Raw genomic sequence first — 19,691 nt, 5'->3', positions numbered from 1 at the left:
TGCACCCTTTCAAGCCTCTCTGGACTTTCTTTAAAAGGTGAAACTATGCTACTTCATTTTCCTTATCACTTTCAAACATATCTTCGGCAGCTTCCGGTCTACCTGGAAGGATTAAATTGATCAAGATCCCTAAGATAGCTGCTAATGCCATTCCATGAATTTCAAATCCTTCTGATACTTTAATAACTGCTCCTCCAATACCTACTACTAAGATTACAGAGGAAATCACAAGGTTTCGTTTGTCTCCAAAGTCGATTTTGCTATCAACTAGCATGCGTAATCCTGATGATGCGATAATTCCGAAAAGGAGGATGGATACTCCACCCATTACTGGTGTTGGAATTGAACTTATCAGTGCTGTTACTTTACCTATGAAACCAAATACTGTTGCAACAACTGCTGCTCCAAGAAGTACATATACACTGTATACTCTTGTAATGGCTAGGACTCCGATGTTTTCCCCGTATGTTGTTTTCGGAGGGCCACCGATTAAGGCAGAAATCATAGTGGCTGTTCCATCTCCCAAGATCGAGCGATGTAAGCCAGGGTTTTTAATATAATCACGACCCACCACTTTACCTAATACCAGCTGGTGACCAATATGTTCTGACAATGTTACGATGGCAACTGGCGCCATTAATAATACTAAATCAAGTGTGACTTTCACTTCATAATCAACGAATGGTACAAAGAAGTTTGGCATTTCGAACCATTTTGCCGCGGCTACTGGGGCAAAATCCACGATTCCTACGACTAACGAGTATACATATCCGATAATGATACCTGCTAAGATCGGAATCATGCTCAATGTTCCTTTTCCGTAGATGGAGAAAATAATGGTTGCTACTAATGTTACAAGTGCTGCTGAGAAATGCAGTAAGCTGTACTCTCCAGCTGGATTATTCATTGCCATACTAACTGCGGTTCCTGCTAAAGCCAATCCGATTACTATAATGATTGGTCCAACTACGATTGGTGGTAGGAGATTCATAATCCATCGGTAACCTGCTTTTTTTATAATTAGTGCAACAATTCCGTACACTAAACCAGCAATAAAGCTTCCAATCATGGCACCTGCTGGACCGCCTGCTGCTTTTGCAGCAATGATTGGTGTAATGAAAGCGAATGATGATCCTAAATAAGCAGGTACTTGCCATTTTGTTATCATAAGGAACGCGATCGTTCCCAATCCACTGGAGATAAGTGCAATCGCTGGATCAAGTCCAACTAAGAATGGTACTAATATGGTAGCTCCAAACATAGCGAATAAGTGCTGTAGGCTAAGTGTTAGCCAATGGACTGGTTTCGGTATATCGTGTACGTCTAGGATTGGTTTGTTATTCATGTATGTTTCTCTCCTCTTGGTTGTTAAAATAAAAACCCTCTTTTGCACAAGAGGGTTTAGTTGCAGGTCAAGGTATATATTTCTCCCCTCGAGTCTACATTTCCCCTTGAAAGCCTCTCTGTGCTTTTTTAAAAGGTTATATTTATTTTTCGTGGATACTTACGGTATCATGTTTGTCAACTTCTGCTAGTTGAACAACAATCTTTTCCGAACTAGAGGTTGGGATGTTTTTCCCAACATAATCAGCTCGTATGGGCAATTCCCTATGGCCTCTGTCTACAAGTACTGCCAGCTGTACAGAAGCAGGTCTACCTATATCGACTAATGCATCTAACGCAGCGCGTACAGTTCTTCCTGTGTATAATACATCGTCGACTAAGATGACAATTTTGTTAGTTATATCGTGAGGAATATCTGACCCTTTAACTAAAGGTTCCTGATCATTTGTTTTCTTTGTTAGATCGTCCCGATACAAAGTAATATCTAATTCTCCTACTGGAACCCCTGTGCCTTCAATTTCTTTAATTCTTTCAGCAAGTCGCTCAGCGAGAAATATTCCTCTTGTTCGAATTCCAATGAGAACAATTCGTTCTACACCTTTATTTTTTTCAATAATTTCGTGAGCAACCCTTGTCAATGCTCTTCTAATGGCTTGTTCGTCAAGTACGACTGCTTTTTGTGACAAGGTCTTCCCTCCTCATTTATCCATAAAAAAAACCTCTAGCCTAGTGGGTTAGAGGGGACACGAATTACGATTGTAGGCATACTTTTGCCTTACAAATTCCGTCTCCTTCTCAGCCTCACAGGACCGTCTTTAAAGGACTTATTCAACTAAAGAAATCATAAATCAGATGTAGAACTTTGTCAACGATTATTTCTCAAGAACTCGAGAAGCTCTACAAAGTACTCTGGTACAGGTGCTTCAAATTCTAAGTATTCATTGGTTCGAGGGTGATTAAAACCTAACACACCCGCATGCAGAGCTTGTCCGCCTATATCTAACGTCTTTCTTGGTCCGTATTTGGGGTCTCCTGCTAATGGAAAACCAATATACTTCATATGAACCCTGATTTGATGAGTACGTCCTGTCTCTAACTGACACTCGACAAGTGTAAAATCTTTAAAACGCTCCATTACCTGGAAATGAGTCACCGCATGCTTTCCATTATCAACAACAGTCATGCTTTGTCGATCTTTAGGGTCTCTAGCAAGAGGAGCATCAATCGTACCGTAATCATGGGGTATTACACCATGGACAATTGCTTGGTATTTTCGAGTCACTGTTTTTGCAACGAGTTGATTCACTAGGCTTTCATGTGCTAAATCATTTTTAGCAACCATCAATAAGCCGGAGGTGTCCTTATCAATTCGATGAACGATACCTGGTCGAAGAACTCCATTGATTCCCGACAGATCTTTACAATGAGCCATTAATCCATTCACAAGTGTCCCTGTAGTATGACCAGGTGCAGGGTGTACGACCATTCCTTTGGGCTTGTTTACAACTAATACATCACTATCCTCATAAAAAATCTCAAGGTCCATAGTCTCTGGAACCACATCAAGCTCCTCTGGGTCAGGAATGCTGATTTCGATTACATCTCCAACCGAACATTTATAGCTACTTTTTACTTTTTGACCGTTAACAACAACATTGCCCTCTTGCATCCATAGCTGGACTTGAGACCTCGACCATTCATTATTAACACTTGAAAGAACCTTATCTAGTCTTTCACCTTTATGCTCTTCATTAATTGTTTGTATTACTTTTTCCATTTGCTATCTCCTTAGATTGTCGCTCTTCTTGCCACATTTGTATCATTAATAAACCTACTCCAATAACTAAGGCTGAATCAGCAATATTAAAGATAGGGAAATTATAGTTAAAAATATACGTATGAATAAAGTCAACCACTTCTTTATGTACTACTCGATCATAGAAGTTACCAATTGCCCCTCCTAGCATTAATCCGAGAGCCACTCCAAGAAGCATTTTACCCTTTGCTGCCTTTTGAATATAATATACAATCCCGATAATCACAATCACAGTAATTAAGTAAAAAAACCACATTTGTCCTTGTAAAATACCCCAAGCAGCGCCTCTGTTGCGGTGGGAGGTAATATAAAACCAGTTTTCAATAACGGTTATGCTTTCTCCAAGCTCCATTCTTTTCACAACTAACCATTTGGTCCATTGATCAAGAATAATGACAATTAATGCGATTATGTAATAAAACACAAAGGAAACCTCCAAACCTTTTCTTAATATTCCCTTTGCATTTTAGCACATTCTCTATAAAAACGACAGTAAACGCTTCTGATTAAAAAAGCGGCTTACATAAATAATGTTCAAGCTTCCCACAGTCCTCCACCGTTTTTAAGGTTGGAACCATTTGAAGTAGTTCATGAGGTAATAATTCACCTGATATTTCGCATCTGCCAAACGTACCATTCTCCAATTTTTCAATGGCACTATTAATGTCTCTTAATTCTTCCTCAATAAGTGGTTTTACTAAGGGAGATCCTTTCGAATTTGATAATTGCATCATTAATTCAGTACGCGATTTCCGGAGTTCCAAATAGAGCTTTTGTTCAAATGCTTCCATTTTATTCTACCTCCGTTTTCAGATGTTTTCCGTTAGTATATCGCGATGGACACGATTCGACACGAACAACATTTAACAACGAAAACAATCATTAACGAAAGTGGAATAATTACTCATACATATTCCCGTAACAAAGAAAAAACTCCCCGGAAATCCAGAGAGTTCTTCCATTATTTATACAAGATGGCTGTAGTTTTCTTTTACTACATCCGCACAACGTGGACAAAGGGTTGGATGATCCTCTACTTTGCCAACTTCTGTTGTTACCGTCCAGCAACGTTCACAAGTTTCACCTTCAGCTTTTGATACGACAATTGCAGCTGTTTCAAGCTTTACAGCTTCTGCAGGCGCAGAATCGATATCTCCAGCTAATTCAAAACCAGACACGATAAACAATTGTTGAAGATTTTCTTTAACTGATTGTAAAAGTTCCTTTGTTTCACTAGTCGGATACAAGCTAATTTTTGCTGTTAATGACTTCCCGATTACCTTTGCATTACGTGCTTCTTCTAAAGCTTTTAGGACATCATCACGAACCTTCATAAATTTCGTCCATTTTTCTTCAAGCTGCTTGGCATTAGGAAGGTCAACATGTGAAGGCATATCAGTTAATTGAACGCTATCTTCCTCCACATTAGGAATGTATGCCCATACCTCATCAGCTGTATGAGAAAGAATCGGAGCTGATAATTTTGTTAATGCTAATAAGCTTTCATATAAAACCGTTTGGATGGCACGGCGCTCATAGTGATTCTTTGCCTCAATATATAGAACGTCCTTTGCAAAGTCAAGGTAGAATGCACTTAAGTCTAGCGTACAGAAGTTATTGATCGCATGGTAAATGCTCGCAAATTCATATTCTTCATAAGACTTTGTCACAGATTTAATTAGCTTGTTTAGCTTCACCAGCATGAACTGATCTACTTCACGAAGCTTATCAAACTCTACTTTATCAGTAGCAGGATTAAAGTCTGCTAAATTTCCTAATAAGAATCGGTATGTGTTACGGATCTTACGGTATACTTCAGCTACTTGCTTTAAGATAGCGTCAGACACACGAACATCTGATTGATAATCCACAGATGCTACCCATAAGCGTAAAATATCTGCACCTAGCTGATCCATTACCTTAGCAGGAACAACAACATTCCCAATTGATTTACTCATCTTTCTACCTTCACCATCAAGAGCGAAACCATGGCTTAGTACTCCCTTATACGGAGCCTTACCTGTTACAGCTACCCCTGTAGATAATGAAGAGTTAAACCATCCACGGTATTGGTCAGAACCTTCGAGATATAGATCCGCTGGTCTTTGTAAATCGCTTCTCTCTTCAAGAACCGCTTGGTGAGAAGAACCAGAATCAAACCAAACGTCCATAATATCCGTTTCTTTTGTAAATTTACCATTCGGGCTTGATGGATGTGTAAAGCCTTCAGGTAACAGATCTTTAGCTTCTCTTTCAAACCAAACATTTGACCCATTTTCACGGAATAACCCGGATACATGTTCAATGGTTTCATCCGTGATAATTGGTTCGCCGTCTTCCCCATAAAATACAGGAATTGGAACACCCCATACACGTTGACGAGAAATACACCAATCTCCACGGTCACGTACCATATTGAATAGACGAGTCTCTCCCCAAGCAGGAACCCACTTCGTTTCCTTAACAGCCTCCAACAAGTCTTCACGGAAATCTTTGATAGATGCGAACCACTGAGCTGTTGCACGGAAAATAACAGGCTTCTTCGTTCTCCAGTCATGCGGGTATGAGTGAGTAATAAATGTTAGTTTTAATAAAGCGCCCACTTCTTGAAGCTTTTCCGTAATCGGCTTATTGGCTGTATCATAGAAAAGTCCTTCGAAACCAACGGCTTCCTTCGTCATAACTCCTTTATCATCAACCGGACAAAGAACGTCTAAACCGTATTTTTGACCTACGTAGAAATCGTCTTCCCCGTGTCCTGGAGCCGTATGAACACACCCCGTACCTGCGTCTGTTGTGACATGTTCGCCAAGCATGACTAAAGATGTGCGTTCATATAACGGATGCTTCGCTAAAATATGTTCTAGCTCTTGGCCTTTCACCGTCTTTACTACCGTTACTTCTTCCCAACCAATTTCGTTTGTTACTGCTTCTAAAAGCTCTTCAGCCACAAGGTACTTTTTATTATTCACCTGAGCAACAACATAATTTAAAGTTGGATGAACAGAAATTCCAAGATTAGCTGGAATGGTCCATGGAGTTGTTGTCCAAATAACAATCTCCGTATCCGTATCAAGTACACCCTTACCGTCTTGGACAGGGAAACCAACATAAATAGAAGCTGACTTTTTGTCCTGATACTCAATTTCAGCTTCTGCTAGAGCCGATTCACTAGAAGGTGACCAGTATACAGGCTTCAAACCTTTATAAATATAGCCTTTCTTTGCCATTTCTCCGAAAACCTTGATTTGCTGTGCTTCATATGCTGGATCAAGAGTGATATAAGGATTCTCCCAATCTCCACGAACACCTAAACGCTTAAATTGAGTACGTTGGGAATCAATTTGACCTAAAGCATACTCTTCACAAAGCTTACGAAACTCTGCAACTGTAAGTTCCTTACGCTTAACACCTTTATTTGTTAAAGCTTGCTCGATTGGCAGCCCGTGTGTATCCCAACCGGGTACATATGGTGCGTTGTATCCACTCATTGACTTATAACGCACAATAAAGTCCTTAAGGATTTTATTTAATGCATGCCCCATGTGTATATCTCCGTTTGCGTACGGTGGCCCATCGTGAAGAACAAACATCGGACGATCCTTCGTACGATCTTGAACTCTAGAATAAATATCCATTTGGTTCCATTTTTCTTGAATATCTGGTTCACGCTTTGGCAAATTCCCTCGCATCGGGAATTCCGTCTGAGGCATCAATAACGTATCTTTATAATCCATTTGTAAACTTCCTCCTAAATCTTCCTCTTCTAGCTTCATTGTTACCCGTTTTAGTAAAAGTAAATACAAAAAAGCCCTCTCATCCCAAAAAGGGACGAGAAGGCTTATATTCCCGCGGTACCACCCTAGTAGATAGGCAAATAACCTATCCGCTCAAAAATTCGTAACGTGAATTTAAACGCCAAAGCTTACTATTCCTTCTGGTCGTTCAGCTTGGTACTCAAGGGTGATATTCAAACTTATCGCTTTTGTTAACCTCTCACCAACTGTTAACTCGCTAGAAAAAGCATTGATAAATTCTACTATCCCTGTCATCGCAACTTGCAATTTTTACTTGTTAAAAAATTATATTCGAAGAAACTGCTTTTCGTCAAGCCAATGAATCTTCTTCTTTTAAATTTGCAGATTTTAATTCTGCTGAATCAAGCTCGTATTGTAATAGATGATCCCAATCATCGTTATTCAGCATATCCAGCTGTGCTTCAATAAGCATTTTAAAACGAGTTCTAAACACTTTGGATTGCTTTTTCAGATCCTCAATTTCTAGAGCTATTTTACGAGCTTTAGAAAGGGACTCATTTACGATGCGATCCGCATTTTTCTCTGCTTCTCTGATAATTAGCTTAGCTTCTTTTTGAGCATTTCGCTTTAGCTCTTCAGCTGCTTCTTGAGCTACAACGATGGATTTATTTAAGGTTTCTTCAATATTCGAAAAATGAGTTAAACGCTCATTCATATCCTTTAATCGTTCATCAAGTTCTTTCTTTTCTCGAATAATCAATTCATAGTCCTTAATGACTTGGTCAAGGAACTCATTTACTTCATCTTCATCGTAACCACGGAATCCTTTTGTAAATTCCTTGTTATGTATGTCTAACGGTGTTAATGGCATTATAAGCCACCTCCAATTGCTTAATAGTATATACTATTCATTGTAACAGATATTCGACAAGTACTTTTAAATTCCTGCAATTTTTTTATAAATTATTGATGTTTTTCTACAACAATTCGCCATTTATCTTTCTTTGTTTTCCCATCAATGGAAGATAGTTTTGCTCTTCCGTATCCTCGTACAGATAAGACATCGTCTTCTTTACATTCAAAAGAGGGATTTTCAATGGTCATCCAATTCACTTTTACTACTCCACCTGCTATTAATGTTTGAGATTTCTGACGAGAGATATTATGAGCAGCAGCTACCATAGTGTCTAACCTTAGGGAAGAAACGGTTGTTGTGAACTCATTCCATTGTTCCTTCATTTGAATGGCTTCTTCGAGACGACGCTCTTTTAAACTTACTTTCGAACGTCCTACCGACTCAAGTTGCATCGAAATATAATCGCTAACTTCATTGGCGACAAAGAGTTGAATGATTTCCCCTTCCATAAGGATGTCTCCAAATTTCCCTCTTTTTAGTCCTAGTGACATCATGCTACCTAAAATTTGTCGATGCTCAATTGATACAAACTTATTTGGGTAAACCAGTTCATATAAGGAAATTTGGAAATCCTCTTTCTCTACAGAATAATAATCTGGATAAATGAAGGCTCTCTTTCTTTCCACCAACTCTGCTCCTCCAAAAAATTGAACCTTTACCTCCGAATTCGCTCCTATAATCATCTCGACAATCTTCTGCTCTCTCGGGTCAAGAAAATCAGTCAGTTTTGGAGCGTAATTACTTTCCACCTGCTCCTTCCAACTCATTACTTGATCGACAAAACTATGCTCTTCACGTCGGAAGTGCTGATGCAAATCCATATTAATTCAATCTCCAATCCAATATAAAGATATGAAAGTGCAAAAAAGGGGCATTTATGCCCCTTTTAGCTAAAACCAACCAAATAGCGTATACAAGCCTGTTGATGCCAATTTTAATACAAAAATACCAACAATCGGAGAAATATCAATCATTCCACCGATCGGAGGAATAATTCTTCGGAACGGCTCTAAATAAGGTTCACAAATTCTTGTTAAAAATTGACCGATAGCAGTTTCCCTTGCATTAGGAAACCAAGACATAAGAATATAAATAATCAATGCCCAAGAATAGATATCAATCACTCGAATTAATATTGATAGAAGTAAATCCATTTACGTATTACCACCTCGTATCTTCGTATTCTGTTTCTTGCATTAGCTGTGAGATATTGCCTGATACCTCCACATTGTCAGGTGTACATAAGAAAATTTCTGCACCAATCTTTTGAATATCTCCACCGATGGCATACACAGTACCACTTAAAAAATCAACAATCCGTTTCGCTTGGTCCCGTTCAATTCTGTGTAAATTCACAACAACTGCTCGACGATTTTTTAATTGATCTGCAATTTCCTGAGCTTCTGCATACACTCTTGGTTCAATTAAAACAACCTTTGAAGATTTTTGAACACTCTGTAAGCTTACCACATTCTGTTTAGGAGACACACTTTGTTGCTGTTGCTGTGGTTGTCTTTGTGTCTTTGTTGCTGGAGCCTCGTACTCCTCTTCTTCATTCTCATATTCATCATCTAGGAAAAAAAATGTTTTAAATTTTGATTTAATACTCATTCATTACACCTCCCACACTATTCGCCCACCAATGCGGTGCCGATTCGTATCATCGTAGATCCTTCTTCAATGGCAATCTCAAAATCATTAGACATTCCCATTGAAAGCTCCATACATGGAGCATATGGTAAATCCATATGTTGAATTTCAAGTTGAAGATTTTTTAACGATTGAAAGCTTTGTCTAATGATCGTATCGTCCTCAGTAAAAGGCGCCATCGTCATTAGCCCTTCTACCCTTATTTTAGGGTATTTTTCTAATTCCTTTATAAATGGTACCACCATTTCTGGAGTTAATCCATGCTTTGATTCTTCACCAGACGCATTCACCTGAACAAAACAAGAAATCGTTCTATCACCAGCTCTTGCATTAATTTCCTTTGCCAAGGATACACGATCTAATGAGTGAATATAATCCACTTTATCTATGATATTTTTTACCTTTCTTGTTTGTAGAGTTCCGATAAAATGCCAGGTAGGCTTGTCCCCTATAGTGCTCCACTTTTCAAGAAGGCCTTCATCACGATTTTCACCAAGATGTGTTACCCCACATTCTAATGCCTCTGATGCTCTTTCTGTTGTTACATATTTCGTTACAGCTATGATTTTTATTTCTTCTGGATCTCGATTGCTCCTTTGACTCGCTTCTTTTACCTTTTCCTGGAGCACACGTAGATTTTCACTTACTTTCATTCTCTCGATTGCTCCTCCTTCCAACCAATAAAACTCATCATCCGACCCGTTTTCCCCTTGTCTCTTCGGTGGGAGAAAAAATAATCGGAATCACAACTCGTACATAAATCAGTTACCTGAATATTTGATTCAATCATACCTGCTTTGATGAGAATTTGTTTATTTAACTTCTTTAAGTCTAAGTGGTATTGGTTTTCTTTGATTCGATTATATGTTTTTTTTTCGACATCTTCCACTAAATTTTCCACATATGAAATGACTTTATCATCTACAATATAACATTTTTCGCAAATGGAAGGGCCAATTACTGCAAAAATTTCCGAAACAGGAATATTTTCGTCCTTAAATACTGTTATCACACTTTTCGCGATCCCTCCAACTGTCCCTTTCCACCCCGCATGAGCAATCGCAATTGCTTCGTATTTTGGAGCAATAAAATAGAGCGGAACACAGTCAGCAAAGCATAATGTTAAAAGCAGATTTTTATCATAGGTAAAGAAAGCATCGGTATCCCTGAGCGCATTCGCGTATGAATTTGAACCAAGTCCACGATCATGTACCGAGACTTTTTTCACATGTACATCATGCGTCTGCTCGGCACCTACCCAATTAGATAAAGGGATACCAGTACTTTTTGATAAGACTTTTCGATTTAAGCAAACGTCCTGTTCCTGATCTCCAACGTGAAATCCAGTATTCAACGTTGAAAAAGAGTTCTTGCTATGGCCTCCGTTTTTCGTAGTAAAACCCGCAACAAGTCCGTTGAAACGATCTGTCCACTCTTTTATGATGAAATGAGACGTTTCTTTTAGAATAAATGGTTCCATTATATAAACCTCAATTGTTTGTTGATTTTTCTATAGTTTACCATAATTCGCAGTATACTCCCAGTGAATTCAGGCTTACTTGGCTTCTGCTTCATCATATTGTCCTTCATTAACCCCTCTGTAACGAACTAAAATAACATCCTCACCAATTTTAAGTATGTTTCTCCAAGAAATAATGATCTCCTCTTCTTTACCAAAGAAGCCTAACATCCGTCCGTTACCACTTACAATAATGGCCTCAATTTTTCCGTTTGATAGATTTATTTCTATATCACTAATATTCCCTAACTTTTTTCCATCTGCAACATTGACCACATCTTTAATTTGAAATTCTGAAATTTTCACCATCATATTTCACTCCCGACTATTCGATAATTAAATATATGAAGATGGGAGGAGTATTCATGATTGTTTTATACAAAAAAAACTACCGAGATTAGTCGGTAGTTTATGTTTGTATGTTCTTATTCATTTGTTTAATCGCAGCTTTTTCTAGTCTGGACACTTGGGCTTGTGAGATTCCTATCTCTTCAGCTACTTCCATTTGAGTTTTTCCTTGGAAGAATCGCTTTCTTAGGATGAGCTTTTCTCTATCGTTGAGTCGTCTCATTCCTTCTTTTAAAGCAATTTCTTCAATCCATTGAATATCCTTGTTACGTTCATCGCTTAATTGATCCATCACATAAATAGGATCTCCTCCGTCATTATAGATAGGTTCAAATAACGAAACGGGATCTTGAATGGCATCTAAAGCAAAAACAATTTCTTCATGAGAAACATCTAGTACTTTTGCAATTTCTTCAGCAGTTGGCTCCTTTGACGTCTCACTCATTAGTTTTTCTCGAACTTGTAATGCCTTGTAAGCAATATCCCTTAAAGAACGGGATACTCGAATCGGGTTGTTATCTCTTAAGTATCGTCGGATTTCTCCGATTATCATCGGAACAGCATAAGTAGAGAATTTCACGTTTTGACCTAGGTCAAAATTATCAATTGATTTCATCAACCCGATGCACCCTACCTGAAACAGGTCATCAACAAACTCACCACGATTGTTAAATCGCTGAATGACACTTAACACAAGGCGTAAGTTTCCATTCACGAGCTTTTCTCGGGCTGTTATATCCCCGGCTTGCATTTCTTTAAATAGTAAACGCATTTCTTCATTTTTCAAAACAGGTAACTTAGATGTATCAACACCGCAAATTTCAACTTTATTACGAGTCAATTCTTTTCCCTCCTCACAGGAGCTGTTGTACAAAAAACAGTATCTCCCCGAGAAGGAAAAATATGCACATCCAAAATGGACATGCATACTAAGAATTTCCTATAAATGTCTTTAGGACAAGGTATTACACATATTATTTTATTCTAAAAAATTTTTCTTTCTTCAAAGAAACGAACTAAACCATTTTATTAAACTCTTTCTTCAGTCTTTTAATAATCCTTTTTTCCAGTCTTGAAATATACGATTGTGATATACCAAGCATATCAGCAACGTCTTTCTGGGTTTTTTCTTCTCCCGTACCTAATCCAAAACGCAACTCCATGATTTGTTTTTCACGGTCATTCAGCTGATGTAATGCTTTTAATAAAAGCTTTTTATCAACATTTGCTTCCAGGTCTTTTGTAATAATATCTTCTTCTGTTCCTAATACATCTGACAATAACAACTCGTTACCGTCCCAATCAATATTCAATGGTTCATCAAAGGAAACTTCTGAGCGAATTTTATTATTTCTCCGTAAGTACATGAGTATTTCATTTTCAATACATCTTGATGCGTATGTAGCAAGCTTTATTTTCTTTTCAGGATTAAACGTGTTAACTGCCTTTATTAAACCGATCGTTCCGATACTAATTAAATCTTCAATATTAATTCCTGTATTTTCAAACTTTCTAGCTATATAAACAACAAGTCGTAAATTTCTCTCAATAAGGATGGACCTCGCTGCTTTATCCCCACTCGGAAGTTTTTGAAGCAACACTTCTTCTTCTTCTTTTGATAACGGAGGAGGCAATGCCTCACTTCCACCTATATAGAAGACCTCATCTGTCTTGAGTCCTAGCTTGATTAATAATTTATACCAGTAATAAGATAGTCGAAGTTTTATATTTTTCATGAGTTGTCCTCCTTCTAATTTATGTTTTTCTGAGTATAGTAATATTAACTTACCTTTACATCTGATTTCACCTTTGCGACACCTGTTACCATCTTTGGATGAACAATACACTGAAACGTATCTTCAGAGGAAAGCTGCTGGGTTGTAAAGGAAACTAATCCTTTGTCTACTTGAATTATTTTTTCTTCCATCTCTATTTGAAGTTGGTCAGGCTTAACAGCAATGATAAGCTGATGCTCTTGTCCAACTACTTTATACGGGATAATTCGGAGCTTATTTTCCCATTCAGTTGGAAGAGAGGCTTTTCCATAAATGATCTCATCCTTTTCACTTGAAAGTATCCTAATGGATTCAGGGATCGTTTCTAATTGGTTATAGACAGAGACAAACATGACAGGCATTTTAGTGAGAGGATCATAAAGTTGATTCCCACTATCCACCAGACCTTTACATGTGAATTGACTTTCTCCAATCTGAATGCGAATAGAAACCATTTGATCAAATTGTATTTTCGTCATTTCAAATTGTTCAATATTTGATCTGGAGAAATGCCATGCAATCGGAAAACCTATGAGAACAAAAAACCAGCTAATCGGATCACCAAATCCCTTTACACTTCCTATTAAAACAGAGGAGGTCAATTGGTTATCAAACTGAATGAAATAATGAACCCCAATAAGCGCTCCACCTACTAAAAAGGTAACGAAATAGAAGGTCATCGTTGTACGGATAAAGGTACGTAATCTTTTGTATCCAAAGGTAACTAGAACCATCACTAAAGAAAAGGCTAATTTCACGACAGGATGACCAGAATAATTCTGAAAAGGAGTAAAAGCCAATATAATAATGAAGGATCCTATAAGTCCTCCACAAAACAGTCTCCAAATCTTATACTCTCTTTTTACTATTATGGCAGTTAAATAAAGAAGTAACGTATCGAAAAGGAGATTTAGCAGCCAAATCACATCTAAATAAAGTGTCAAAGATTATCCTCCTTGCTCGTTTCTCCTTATTCAATCTATTATTCTGTTATGAAAAAGTATAACGTACATAGATGTTGGAAGTGTGTCACTTTATGTACATAAAAAAGAAGAGATTTTCACAAATCTCTCCGTTTTTTGTCAAAATTTCTCATCTCAGGTTGGGAAAACTGATTTTCCTCTTAAAACAAAATAAAAAGCAGAATTCTGGTCGAATTCTGCTTTTTGTATTGATAGGGTTTACCTATCGTCTTCTATTGCGATTACGTAAGAAAGTAGGTATATCTAACGTATCGTCACTGCTGTGTGAAGTATTTGAACGTACAGGTTCATTGTACTCCTCTTCACGAATGATTTCTCTTTGTGGCTTTGTAGGTGCAACAGATTGTTTTTGTTGCCCAAAACCTGGACGACTTGTTGGCTTCGGTTGAGAAATATCTTCATTAAAACCGGTCGCAATCACTGTTACTAGGATCTCATCCTTCAAGTTATCATTGATAACCGATCCAAAAATCATGTTCACTTCTTGGTCAGATGCAGAAGCAACGATATCTGCTGCTTCCTGAACTTCATATAGGCTTAAGTTTGATCCACCAGTAATGTTCATCAAGACTCCTTGTGCTCCATCAATGGACTTTTCTAGAAGCGGTGAAGAAATGGCTTTCTTTGCTGCTTCTGTTGCACGGTTTTCTCCTGCAGCTACACCAATCCCCATAAGAGCAGAGCCTTTGTTAGACATAATTGTCTTTACATCTGCAAAGTCTAAGTTGATAAGACCAGGTGTTGCAATAAGGTCCGATATACCTTGAACCCCTTGACGTAGAACATTGTCAGCCTCACGGAATGCTTCAAGCATTGGTGTACTCTTATCCACAATTTCAAGAAGACGATCATTTGGAATAACGATTAGTGTATCAACCGCTTCCTTCATGGAAGAGATGCCACCTTGAGCTTGAGTCGAACGCTTTCTACCTTCAAACGTAAACGGTCTTGTTACAACTCCGACTGTTAATGCCCCTAACTCGCGAGCGATTTGAGCAATAACGGGTGCAGCCCCTGTTCCAGTTCCGCCACCCATACCAGCTGTAACGAAAACCATATCGGCCCCAGCTAACACTTCTTCAATTTGTTCTCTACTTTCTTCAGCTGCTTTTTTCCCTACTTCAGGGTTTGCTCCTGCTCCAAGTCCACGAGTAAGCTTTCCCCCAATTTGCATTCTTGTTTCTGCCTTCGATAAATTTAATGCCTGCGCATCTGTATTTACCGCGATAAATTCGACACCTTGGACGCCATGCTCAATCATCCGATTAACAGCATTGTTTCCGCCTCCACCTACGCCGATTACTTTTATAGTTGCCAATGAATCTAAATTTGTATCAAATTCCAACATGACAAATCCTCCTAATTCGTCGATATTCCCGGTAGCGATCGATTGAATACTATTCAAAAAAGTAACCAAGGAATTTTTTCACTCGTGATGTCATTTTTTCTTCCGGCTGCTTGTCCGGCTTTGCCTTTGGTTGAGGCTGCTTTTGAACTCTCTTTTCCTTTGATTCGCCAGCAGCCGTACTGTTACCAATAGACCTACCTTGTATTTTAGCATTTTTGTAAGCGAATTTTATTAAACCGACAGCAGTCGTGTATTGCGGTTCACGTACTCCAATATAATCCGGAATGGCGATGCGAACTCGGTTTTGGAAAACCACTTGCGCTAATTCAAGAATTCCTTGAGTGTTTGCTACTCCACCTGATAAAACATAACCACCAGGTAAATCACGAATGCCCAAACGTCTAATTTCATTTTGTATAAGGTCAAAAATTTCTTCCGTTCTTGCTTCAATAATATCAGAAACTTCAAGCTGGTTAAATTGTTGATGCTGATCACTTCCGATAATCGGTACGCTAAACACTTCTTCTTCGGAAGCATGGTCATAGTATGCATGTCCATGTTTTGTTTTTATTTTCTCAGCATCTTCAGTAGATGTCCGAAGACCAATCGATATATCTTTTGTTATATGGTCTCCACCAACTGGAAGTACACTTGCTGCTCGTAAGAATCCATGTTCAAAAACACTAATTGTTGTTGATCCCCCACCAATATCAACGAGTGCCACACCTAAGTTTTTTTCATCCTTTGAGAGTGCAAAGGCACCAGAAGCAAGTGGTTGTAAAGTAATATCAAGGATTTCTAATCCAGAACGTTCTACGCATCGAAGAGTATTATGTAAAATCGTCTTAGAACCTGTAATAATCGTTCCTTCCATTTCAAGCCTTACACCTATCATTCCCCGTGGGTCATTAATTTCATCTAATCCATCAACAATAAATTGCTTCGGAATGACATCAATAATCTCACGCTCAGGTGGAATGGATATTACTTGTGCTGCATCAATTACTCTAGCAACATCCTCATTGGTAATTTCACGATTTTCACTTGATACAGCTACTACACCATGACATGGCTGTAACATCACATGATTTCCAGTTACACCAACAATTACCTTATTAATTTCCATGCCTATCATTCTCTCAGCTTGTTCGATTGCCTTTCTAATAGAATGAACGGTTTCATCTATATCAACAATGGATCCTTTTCTTAGTCCTTCGGATTTAACATTGCCAACACCAATAATATTCAAAGAGTCATTGACCATTTCTCCAATGATCACTTTTACGCTGGATGTACCGATGTCAAGACTTACATATATTTCATTGCTGTTCATTCTTTGGCACCTCCTTTAACAATTCAAAAAATTGAACAACAATTCCTATTTTTTCATACCGTATAATAATGTATCTATAAGATTATTCGGCAAATTTAATATATTCCCTTTTAAAATATACAAATTTTTTCTATTTTTCTTTATTTGTAGACCATTTTGTTAGCAGAATTCTTCGAATCACGGCTATATTTTGAAATAGTCTTACCCCAAACGCAAAAACTGCTGCTAAATACAAGTCTACACCAAGATGAACACCTAGAAAAGCTAAACTTGCAGCAAGAATAATATTAAAGAAAAAACCGGAAACAAAAACCTTTTCGTCATATATATTTTGCAGATGTGCCCTGATTCCACCGAATAAAGTATCAAGGGCAGCTAGTACGGCAATGGATAGATAATTGGAATATTCCTCAGGGACAGATATATCTGTTAATAATCCAAGGACGACTCCAATGATCAATCCTAAAAGGGGAAGCCACATGATTAACTATCTCCTTTGTCAGATTTTACTTGCTCCATACCTCTAATTCGAATAGAATCTTCAAAGGCTGGGACAGCAATGGAAAGCTCAGGCTTCTTTATGGTGACGGTTAAATTATCAATAAAGAATTCTTCTGCTGATTTAGAAACCTGCATTTGATTGTACAGCTTTTCCGCAACGGTAAAATCCTCCGTCAAAACGATAATTTCAATTGGAAATTTTGTTAAGGAACGTCCGTTTATTTTCGTTTCGCCATTTATATCACGGATTACAGTAGTATTGATCACCCTTTGACCTGCGACCGAAACATGTTTTGCACCATACATATTTATCTCATTTAGCAGTCGTTCTAATAGGTCCGGTGAAAGTGTAGCACCAGAAGTCCCTAAGATCAATTCTTCATTCAGTTGTTCTATGTATATCGTCAAACCTGGGCCAGTCAACTCTGTTAGTCCTGCTTCTTGCTTTAATTCCTCTAGAGTATTCCTTAACGTGTTTCCTTTTCCCTGTTCTCTTTCCGTTTCGTATTCGTTCAATTTTTCTTCAATGGAACGAATTTCTTTAATCAGTCGGGATTGAAGTTCCTTTTCCTTCAGTAAATCCTCACGAAGCTGCCAGGTATCCCTTGTGTCTCGTACCTCTGGTTTAGAGACCGTTTGAAATTGGATAGCAAGCATGAATCCAACAATGACCCCGATGATTACCAAGCTGTTTATTTTCTTTCTGTCCACGTAAAAATCACCTAGCTTTCTTCATTATTGTGGACAAAACATTCAAAAAGAGTTAAGTGCCTAATAACGGATCTAATATAACTTCTTCTTTTTTCTGGATCGTTACTTCAATATTGTCATTTACCAGCATATCTTTAATTCCTCCTGTTAAATTCAAAGCAGAGGTCATCACATCAGGATCACCAATAGCCGTAATAACAAAAGGAGCAGGATGTTGATATCCATCCACTTCAATCACTGGACCATTACAAAGAATATAGGAATTATGTGTGAGCCTTTGCCCATTAATCGCAATTGCCGAAGCACCCGAAATATATAACTCATTAATCACTTTAAAGACATGGTGCTCATGAACAATATAGTTATTTATGTTTTCTTCATTAGGATTGTAGTCACCATCAGCAAGGGACACTTCTACTCCCTTCCCTTTTACCTTGACTTTACCTACAAACATACGATATTTTTCCGCGTCTTCCGCGAGATTGAAGAAAACTTGTTCTTCTTTCGCTAATTCTTCTTCAATCTCTACAATTTTATCTTGTTTTTCCTTTAATTCATTCTGAAGCTCTCGGTTTCTTTCTTCCTGTGAAATCAACTGATTTCGCAATTCTAAATCACGATTCCACTGCTTGTCCGTTATCGTATTTTGTGCTTTTTCCTGCTTAGTTAAATGGTAAGAAAAAGACACCATATAACCTAATACAAGGAAAACTAACGAGAGGATAACATGTTTACCCTTCACCCTCTTCTTCACTTGTTTCAACTCCTCCTGGGTCGTATGATTTAAAATACGAACCCACCTCTAAATCAATGACACCCTTTTGTGACGGATCTAACTGACTAACGATGGAAGGGTAGTGTATCATTTTTTTTGAGAAACTCCTTAAAGATGCACTGACTTCATTTCCATCATTCATATATAAAGAAATATGGAAACGATCCGTTTCTTTCGGTGTGTAGTTCACTTCTGAAATGGAGTAAAGAATTTCAAACGGGAGCTCTTTCAGGCTATTAACCATCTCTTCAAGGATCTCACCTTCTGTAAAACCAATTAATATCGGGGCATTAGAAGGGGAGCTTGTAATCCCTTCATCCTCTAGTATTTCACCATTCTCTAACACGGGAATAAACGAATTTTCATTTGCAATAACGGCAATCCGATCATATTCCTCTACAGTAATTAATACACTATTAGGAAATGACCATTTTACAGTTGCTGATTTTATTTCCGGAAGCTTCTCTATTTTCGTTTCCACTTCTTTCTTATCAAGCTTCCAAATATTCATTCCAGTGGACAAGCCACTGTTTTTCACAAGAAGTTCAGCCTTATATAAGTCATTACCACTAACACTTATTTTTTTAATATGACTGAGCGGTGATTGGAAATAAACGACACAAACGATTAACAAGAAGAATAAACTTAATAAGGTTACAAGTCTTCTATTTGCCTTTTTTCGTCTTTGTTGTTTCAATTTGGGAATCCGTTCTTCAATCGAGACTATTTTCCCCTGATCCAATCCAATCACCTCACTATCGCTAATATATTTTGTGTAAAAAACAGAGAATCCAATAATTTTTTATAAGTGAAAACAACGGCACGAGAAATCATGCCGTTATTTTTAGGTAATAAGTAATTTCCCAAGTATTTATTATATCACATACTGATACTTTGTAAGGGGGACAATCATC

The 19,691-nt window shown here is 37.9% G+C and carries 22 protein-coding genes and 1 other annotated feature; all 22 genes read right to left on the bottom strand.

Going from position 1 to position 19,691, the window contains the following annotated elements; genetic code table 11:
- Positions 1-43: 43 nt before the first annotated feature.
- A complete protein-coding gene (locus tag MKX65_RS07885; protein ID WP_340903143.1) occupies positions 44-1,345 on the bottom strand; it encodes a solute carrier family 23 protein in 1,302 nt (433 codons plus the stop codon).
- Positions 1,346-1,487: 142 nt separating this feature from the next.
- Positions 1,488-2,030 carry a bifunctional pyr operon transcriptional regulator/uracil phosphoribosyltransferase PyrR gene (gene pyrR / locus MKX65_RS07880; protein WP_160545653.1) on the bottom strand — a complete coding sequence of 181 codons (543 nt, stop codon included), beginning with the start codon at positions 2,028-2,030 and terminating at the stop codon, positions 1,488-1,490.
- Between the two features lie 179 nt (positions 2,031-2,209).
- On the bottom strand, positions 2,210-3,121 hold the full coding sequence (locus tag MKX65_RS07875; RefSeq protein ID WP_160545654.1) for an RluA family pseudouridine synthase: 912 nt from the start codon (positions 3,119-3,121) through the stop codon (positions 2,210-2,212).
- A complete protein-coding gene (lspA, locus tag MKX65_RS07870) occupies positions 3,096-3,599 on the bottom strand; it encodes a signal peptidase II (protein WP_160545655.1) in 504 nt (167 codons plus the stop codon). The genes MKX65_RS07875 and lspA overlap by 26 nt, the downstream gene beginning before the upstream one ends.
- Positions 3,600-3,666: 67 nt before the next feature.
- Positions 3,667-3,951: a hypothetical protein gene (locus MKX65_RS07865; RefSeq protein ID WP_160545656.1), complete on the bottom strand. Its 285-nt coding sequence runs from the start codon at positions 3,949-3,951 to the stop codon at positions 3,667-3,669.
- 174 nt (positions 3,952-4,125) lie between these two features.
- Entirely contained in the window at positions 4,126-6,897 is a 2,772-nt protein-coding gene (ileS, locus tag MKX65_RS07860) for an isoleucine--tRNA ligase (RefSeq protein ID WP_340906179.1), read from the bottom strand.
- 87 nt (positions 6,898-6,984) lie between these two features.
- Positions 6,985-7,221: a binding site (T-box leader), on the bottom strand.
- Between the two features lie 46 nt (positions 7,222-7,267).
- On the bottom strand, positions 7,268-7,789 hold the full coding sequence (locus MKX65_RS07855; protein ID WP_160545657.1) for a DivIVA domain-containing protein: 522 nt from the start codon (positions 7,787-7,789) through the stop codon (positions 7,268-7,270).
- A 92-nt stretch (positions 7,790-7,881) separates the two neighbouring features.
- Complete coding sequence (locus tag MKX65_RS07850) at positions 7,882-8,655, bottom strand: YlmH family RNA-binding protein (RefSeq protein ID WP_160545658.1); 774 nt, start codon at positions 8,653-8,655, stop codon at positions 7,882-7,884.
- Positions 8,656-8,724: 69 nt separating this feature from the next.
- Positions 8,725-8,988, bottom strand: coding sequence for a YggT family protein (locus tag MKX65_RS07845; RefSeq protein ID WP_160545659.1), 264 nt, complete (start codon positions 8,986-8,988; stop codon positions 8,725-8,727).
- Between the two features lie 7 nt (positions 8,989-8,995).
- On the bottom strand, positions 8,996-9,445 hold the full coding sequence (locus MKX65_RS07840) for a cell division protein SepF (protein ID WP_160545660.1): 450 nt from the start codon (positions 9,443-9,445) through the stop codon (positions 8,996-8,998).
- A 17-nt stretch (positions 9,446-9,462) separates the two neighbouring features.
- Positions 9,463-10,137, bottom strand: a complete 675-nt coding sequence (locus MKX65_RS07835; protein ID WP_340903136.1) for a YggS family pyridoxal phosphate-dependent enzyme — start codon at positions 10,135-10,137, stop codon at positions 9,463-9,465.
- Positions 10,134-10,964, bottom strand: coding sequence for a peptidoglycan editing factor PgeF (pgeF, locus tag MKX65_RS07830; protein ID WP_340903134.1), 831 nt, complete (start codon positions 10,962-10,964; stop codon positions 10,134-10,136). Before pgeF ends, MKX65_RS07835 begins: the two co-directional genes overlap by 4 nt.
- Before the next feature lie 75 nt (positions 10,965-11,039).
- Positions 11,040-11,312, bottom strand: coding sequence for a YlmC/YmxH family sporulation protein (locus tag MKX65_RS07825; protein ID WP_119707466.1), 273 nt, complete (start codon positions 11,310-11,312; stop codon positions 11,040-11,042).
- Between the two features lie 100 nt (positions 11,313-11,412).
- A complete protein-coding gene (gene sigG, locus MKX65_RS07820; protein WP_340903129.1) occupies positions 11,413-12,192 on the bottom strand; it encodes an RNA polymerase sporulation sigma factor SigG in 780 nt (259 codons plus the stop codon).
- 175 nt (positions 12,193-12,367) lie between these two features.
- Positions 12,368-13,087 (bottom strand): RNA polymerase sporulation sigma factor SigE, encoded by a 720-nt coding sequence (gene sigE, locus MKX65_RS07815; RefSeq protein ID WP_160545664.1) that lies wholly within the window; start codon positions 13,085-13,087, stop codon positions 12,368-12,370.
- 44 nt (positions 13,088-13,131) lie between these two features.
- Positions 13,132-14,070, bottom strand: a complete 939-nt coding sequence (gene spoIIGA / locus MKX65_RS07810; protein WP_340903127.1) for a sigma-E processing peptidase SpoIIGA — start codon at positions 14,068-14,070, stop codon at positions 13,132-13,134.
- Positions 14,071-14,311: 241 nt separating this feature from the next.
- Positions 14,312-15,457 (bottom strand): cell division protein FtsZ, encoded by a 1,146-nt coding sequence (ftsZ, locus tag MKX65_RS07805; RefSeq protein ID WP_160545666.1) that lies wholly within the window; start codon positions 15,455-15,457, stop codon positions 14,312-14,314.
- Positions 15,458-15,506: 49 nt separating this feature from the next.
- Positions 15,507-16,790, bottom strand: a complete 1,284-nt coding sequence (gene ftsA / locus MKX65_RS07800; RefSeq protein ID WP_340903125.1) for a cell division protein FtsA — start codon at positions 16,788-16,790, stop codon at positions 15,507-15,509.
- Between the two features lie 130 nt (positions 16,791-16,920).
- The gene (locus MKX65_RS07795) at positions 16,921-17,271 is read right to left on the bottom strand and encodes a small basic family protein (RefSeq protein ID WP_160545668.1); all 351 of its coding nucleotides are present in this window, start codon (positions 17,269-17,271) and stop codon (positions 16,921-16,923) included.
- A gap of 2 nt (positions 17,272-17,273) precedes the next feature.
- Positions 17,274-18,002 (bottom strand): DUF881 domain-containing protein, encoded by a 729-nt coding sequence (locus MKX65_RS07790; RefSeq protein WP_340903123.1) that lies wholly within the window; start codon positions 18,000-18,002, stop codon positions 17,274-17,276.
- Positions 18,003-18,054: 52 nt separating this feature from the next.
- Entirely contained in the window at positions 18,055-18,756 is a 702-nt protein-coding gene (locus MKX65_RS07785; RefSeq protein WP_340903122.1) for a DUF881 domain-containing protein, read from the bottom strand.
- On the bottom strand, positions 18,734-19,528 hold the full coding sequence (locus tag MKX65_RS07780; RefSeq protein WP_340903121.1) for a cell division protein FtsQ/DivIB: 795 nt from the start codon (positions 19,526-19,528) through the stop codon (positions 18,734-18,736). Before MKX65_RS07780 ends, MKX65_RS07785 begins: the two co-directional genes overlap by 23 nt.
- Positions 19,529-19,691: the final 163 nt, after the last annotated feature.

This window comes from Robertmurraya sp. FSL R5-0851 (genome assembly GCF_038002965.1).
Taxonomy (GTDB): Bacteria; Bacillota; Bacilli; order Bacillales; family Cytobacillaceae; genus Robertmurraya_A; species Robertmurraya_A beringensis.
The sequence above is the reverse complement of the archived record's forward strand: the minus strand, read 5'-3'. Positions and strand labels throughout refer to the sequence as shown.

Excerpts from the sequence above, each read along its gene's own strand:
- MKX65_RS07840 (WP_160545660.1), bottom strand. The coding sequence starts at position 9,445 with ATGAGTATTAAATCAAAATTTAAAACATTTTTTTTCCTAGATGATGAA.
- MKX65_RS07850 (WP_160545658.1), bottom strand. The coding sequence starts at position 8,655 with ATGGATTTGCATCAGCACTTCCGACGTGAAGAGCATAGTTTTGTCGAT.
- MKX65_RS07875 (WP_160545654.1), bottom strand. The coding sequence starts at position 3,121 with ATGGAAAAAGTAATACAAACAATTAATGAAGAGCATAAAGGTGAAAGA.
- MKX65_RS07865 (WP_160545656.1), bottom strand. The coding sequence starts at position 3,951 with ATGGAAGCATTTGAACAAAAGCTCTATTTGGAACTCCGGAAATCGCGT.
- pgeF (WP_340903134.1), bottom strand. The coding sequence starts at position 10,964 with ATGGAACCATTTATTCTAAAAGAAACGTCTCATTTCATCATAAAAGAG.
- MKX65_RS07835 (WP_340903136.1), bottom strand. The coding sequence starts at position 10,137 with ATGAAAGTAAGTGAAAATCTACGTGTGCTCCAGGAAAAGGTAAAAGAA.
- MKX65_RS07885 (WP_340903143.1), bottom strand. The coding sequence starts at position 1,345 with ATGAATAACAAACCAATCCTAGACGTACACGATATACCGAAACCAGTC.
- sigE (WP_160545664.1), bottom strand. The coding sequence starts at position 13,087 with ATGAAAAATATAAAACTTCGACTATCTTATTACTGGTATAAATTATTA.
- ileS (WP_340906179.1), bottom strand. The coding sequence starts at position 6,897 with ATGGATTATAAAGATACGTTATTGATGCCTCAGACGGAATTCCCGATG.
- MKX65_RS07845 (WP_160545659.1), bottom strand. The coding sequence starts at position 8,988 with ATGGATTTACTTCTATCAATATTAATTCGAGTGATTGATATCTATTCT.
- MKX65_RS07825 (WP_119707466.1), bottom strand. The coding sequence starts at position 11,312 with ATGGTGAAAATTTCAGAATTTCAAATTAAAGATGTGGTCAATGTTGCA.
- MKX65_RS07855 (WP_160545657.1), bottom strand. The coding sequence starts at position 7,789 with ATGCCATTAACACCGTTAGACATACATAACAAGGAATTTACAAAAGGA.
- ftsA (WP_340903125.1), bottom strand. The coding sequence starts at position 16,790 with ATGAACAGCAATGAAATATATGTAAGTCTTGACATCGGTACATCCAGC.
- MKX65_RS07795 (WP_160545668.1), bottom strand. The coding sequence starts at position 17,271 with ATGTGGCTTCCCCTTTTAGGATTGATCATTGGAGTCGTCCTTGGATTA.
- ftsZ (WP_160545666.1), bottom strand. The coding sequence starts at position 15,457 with ATGTTGGAATTTGATACAAATTTAGATTCATTGGCAACTATAAAAGTA.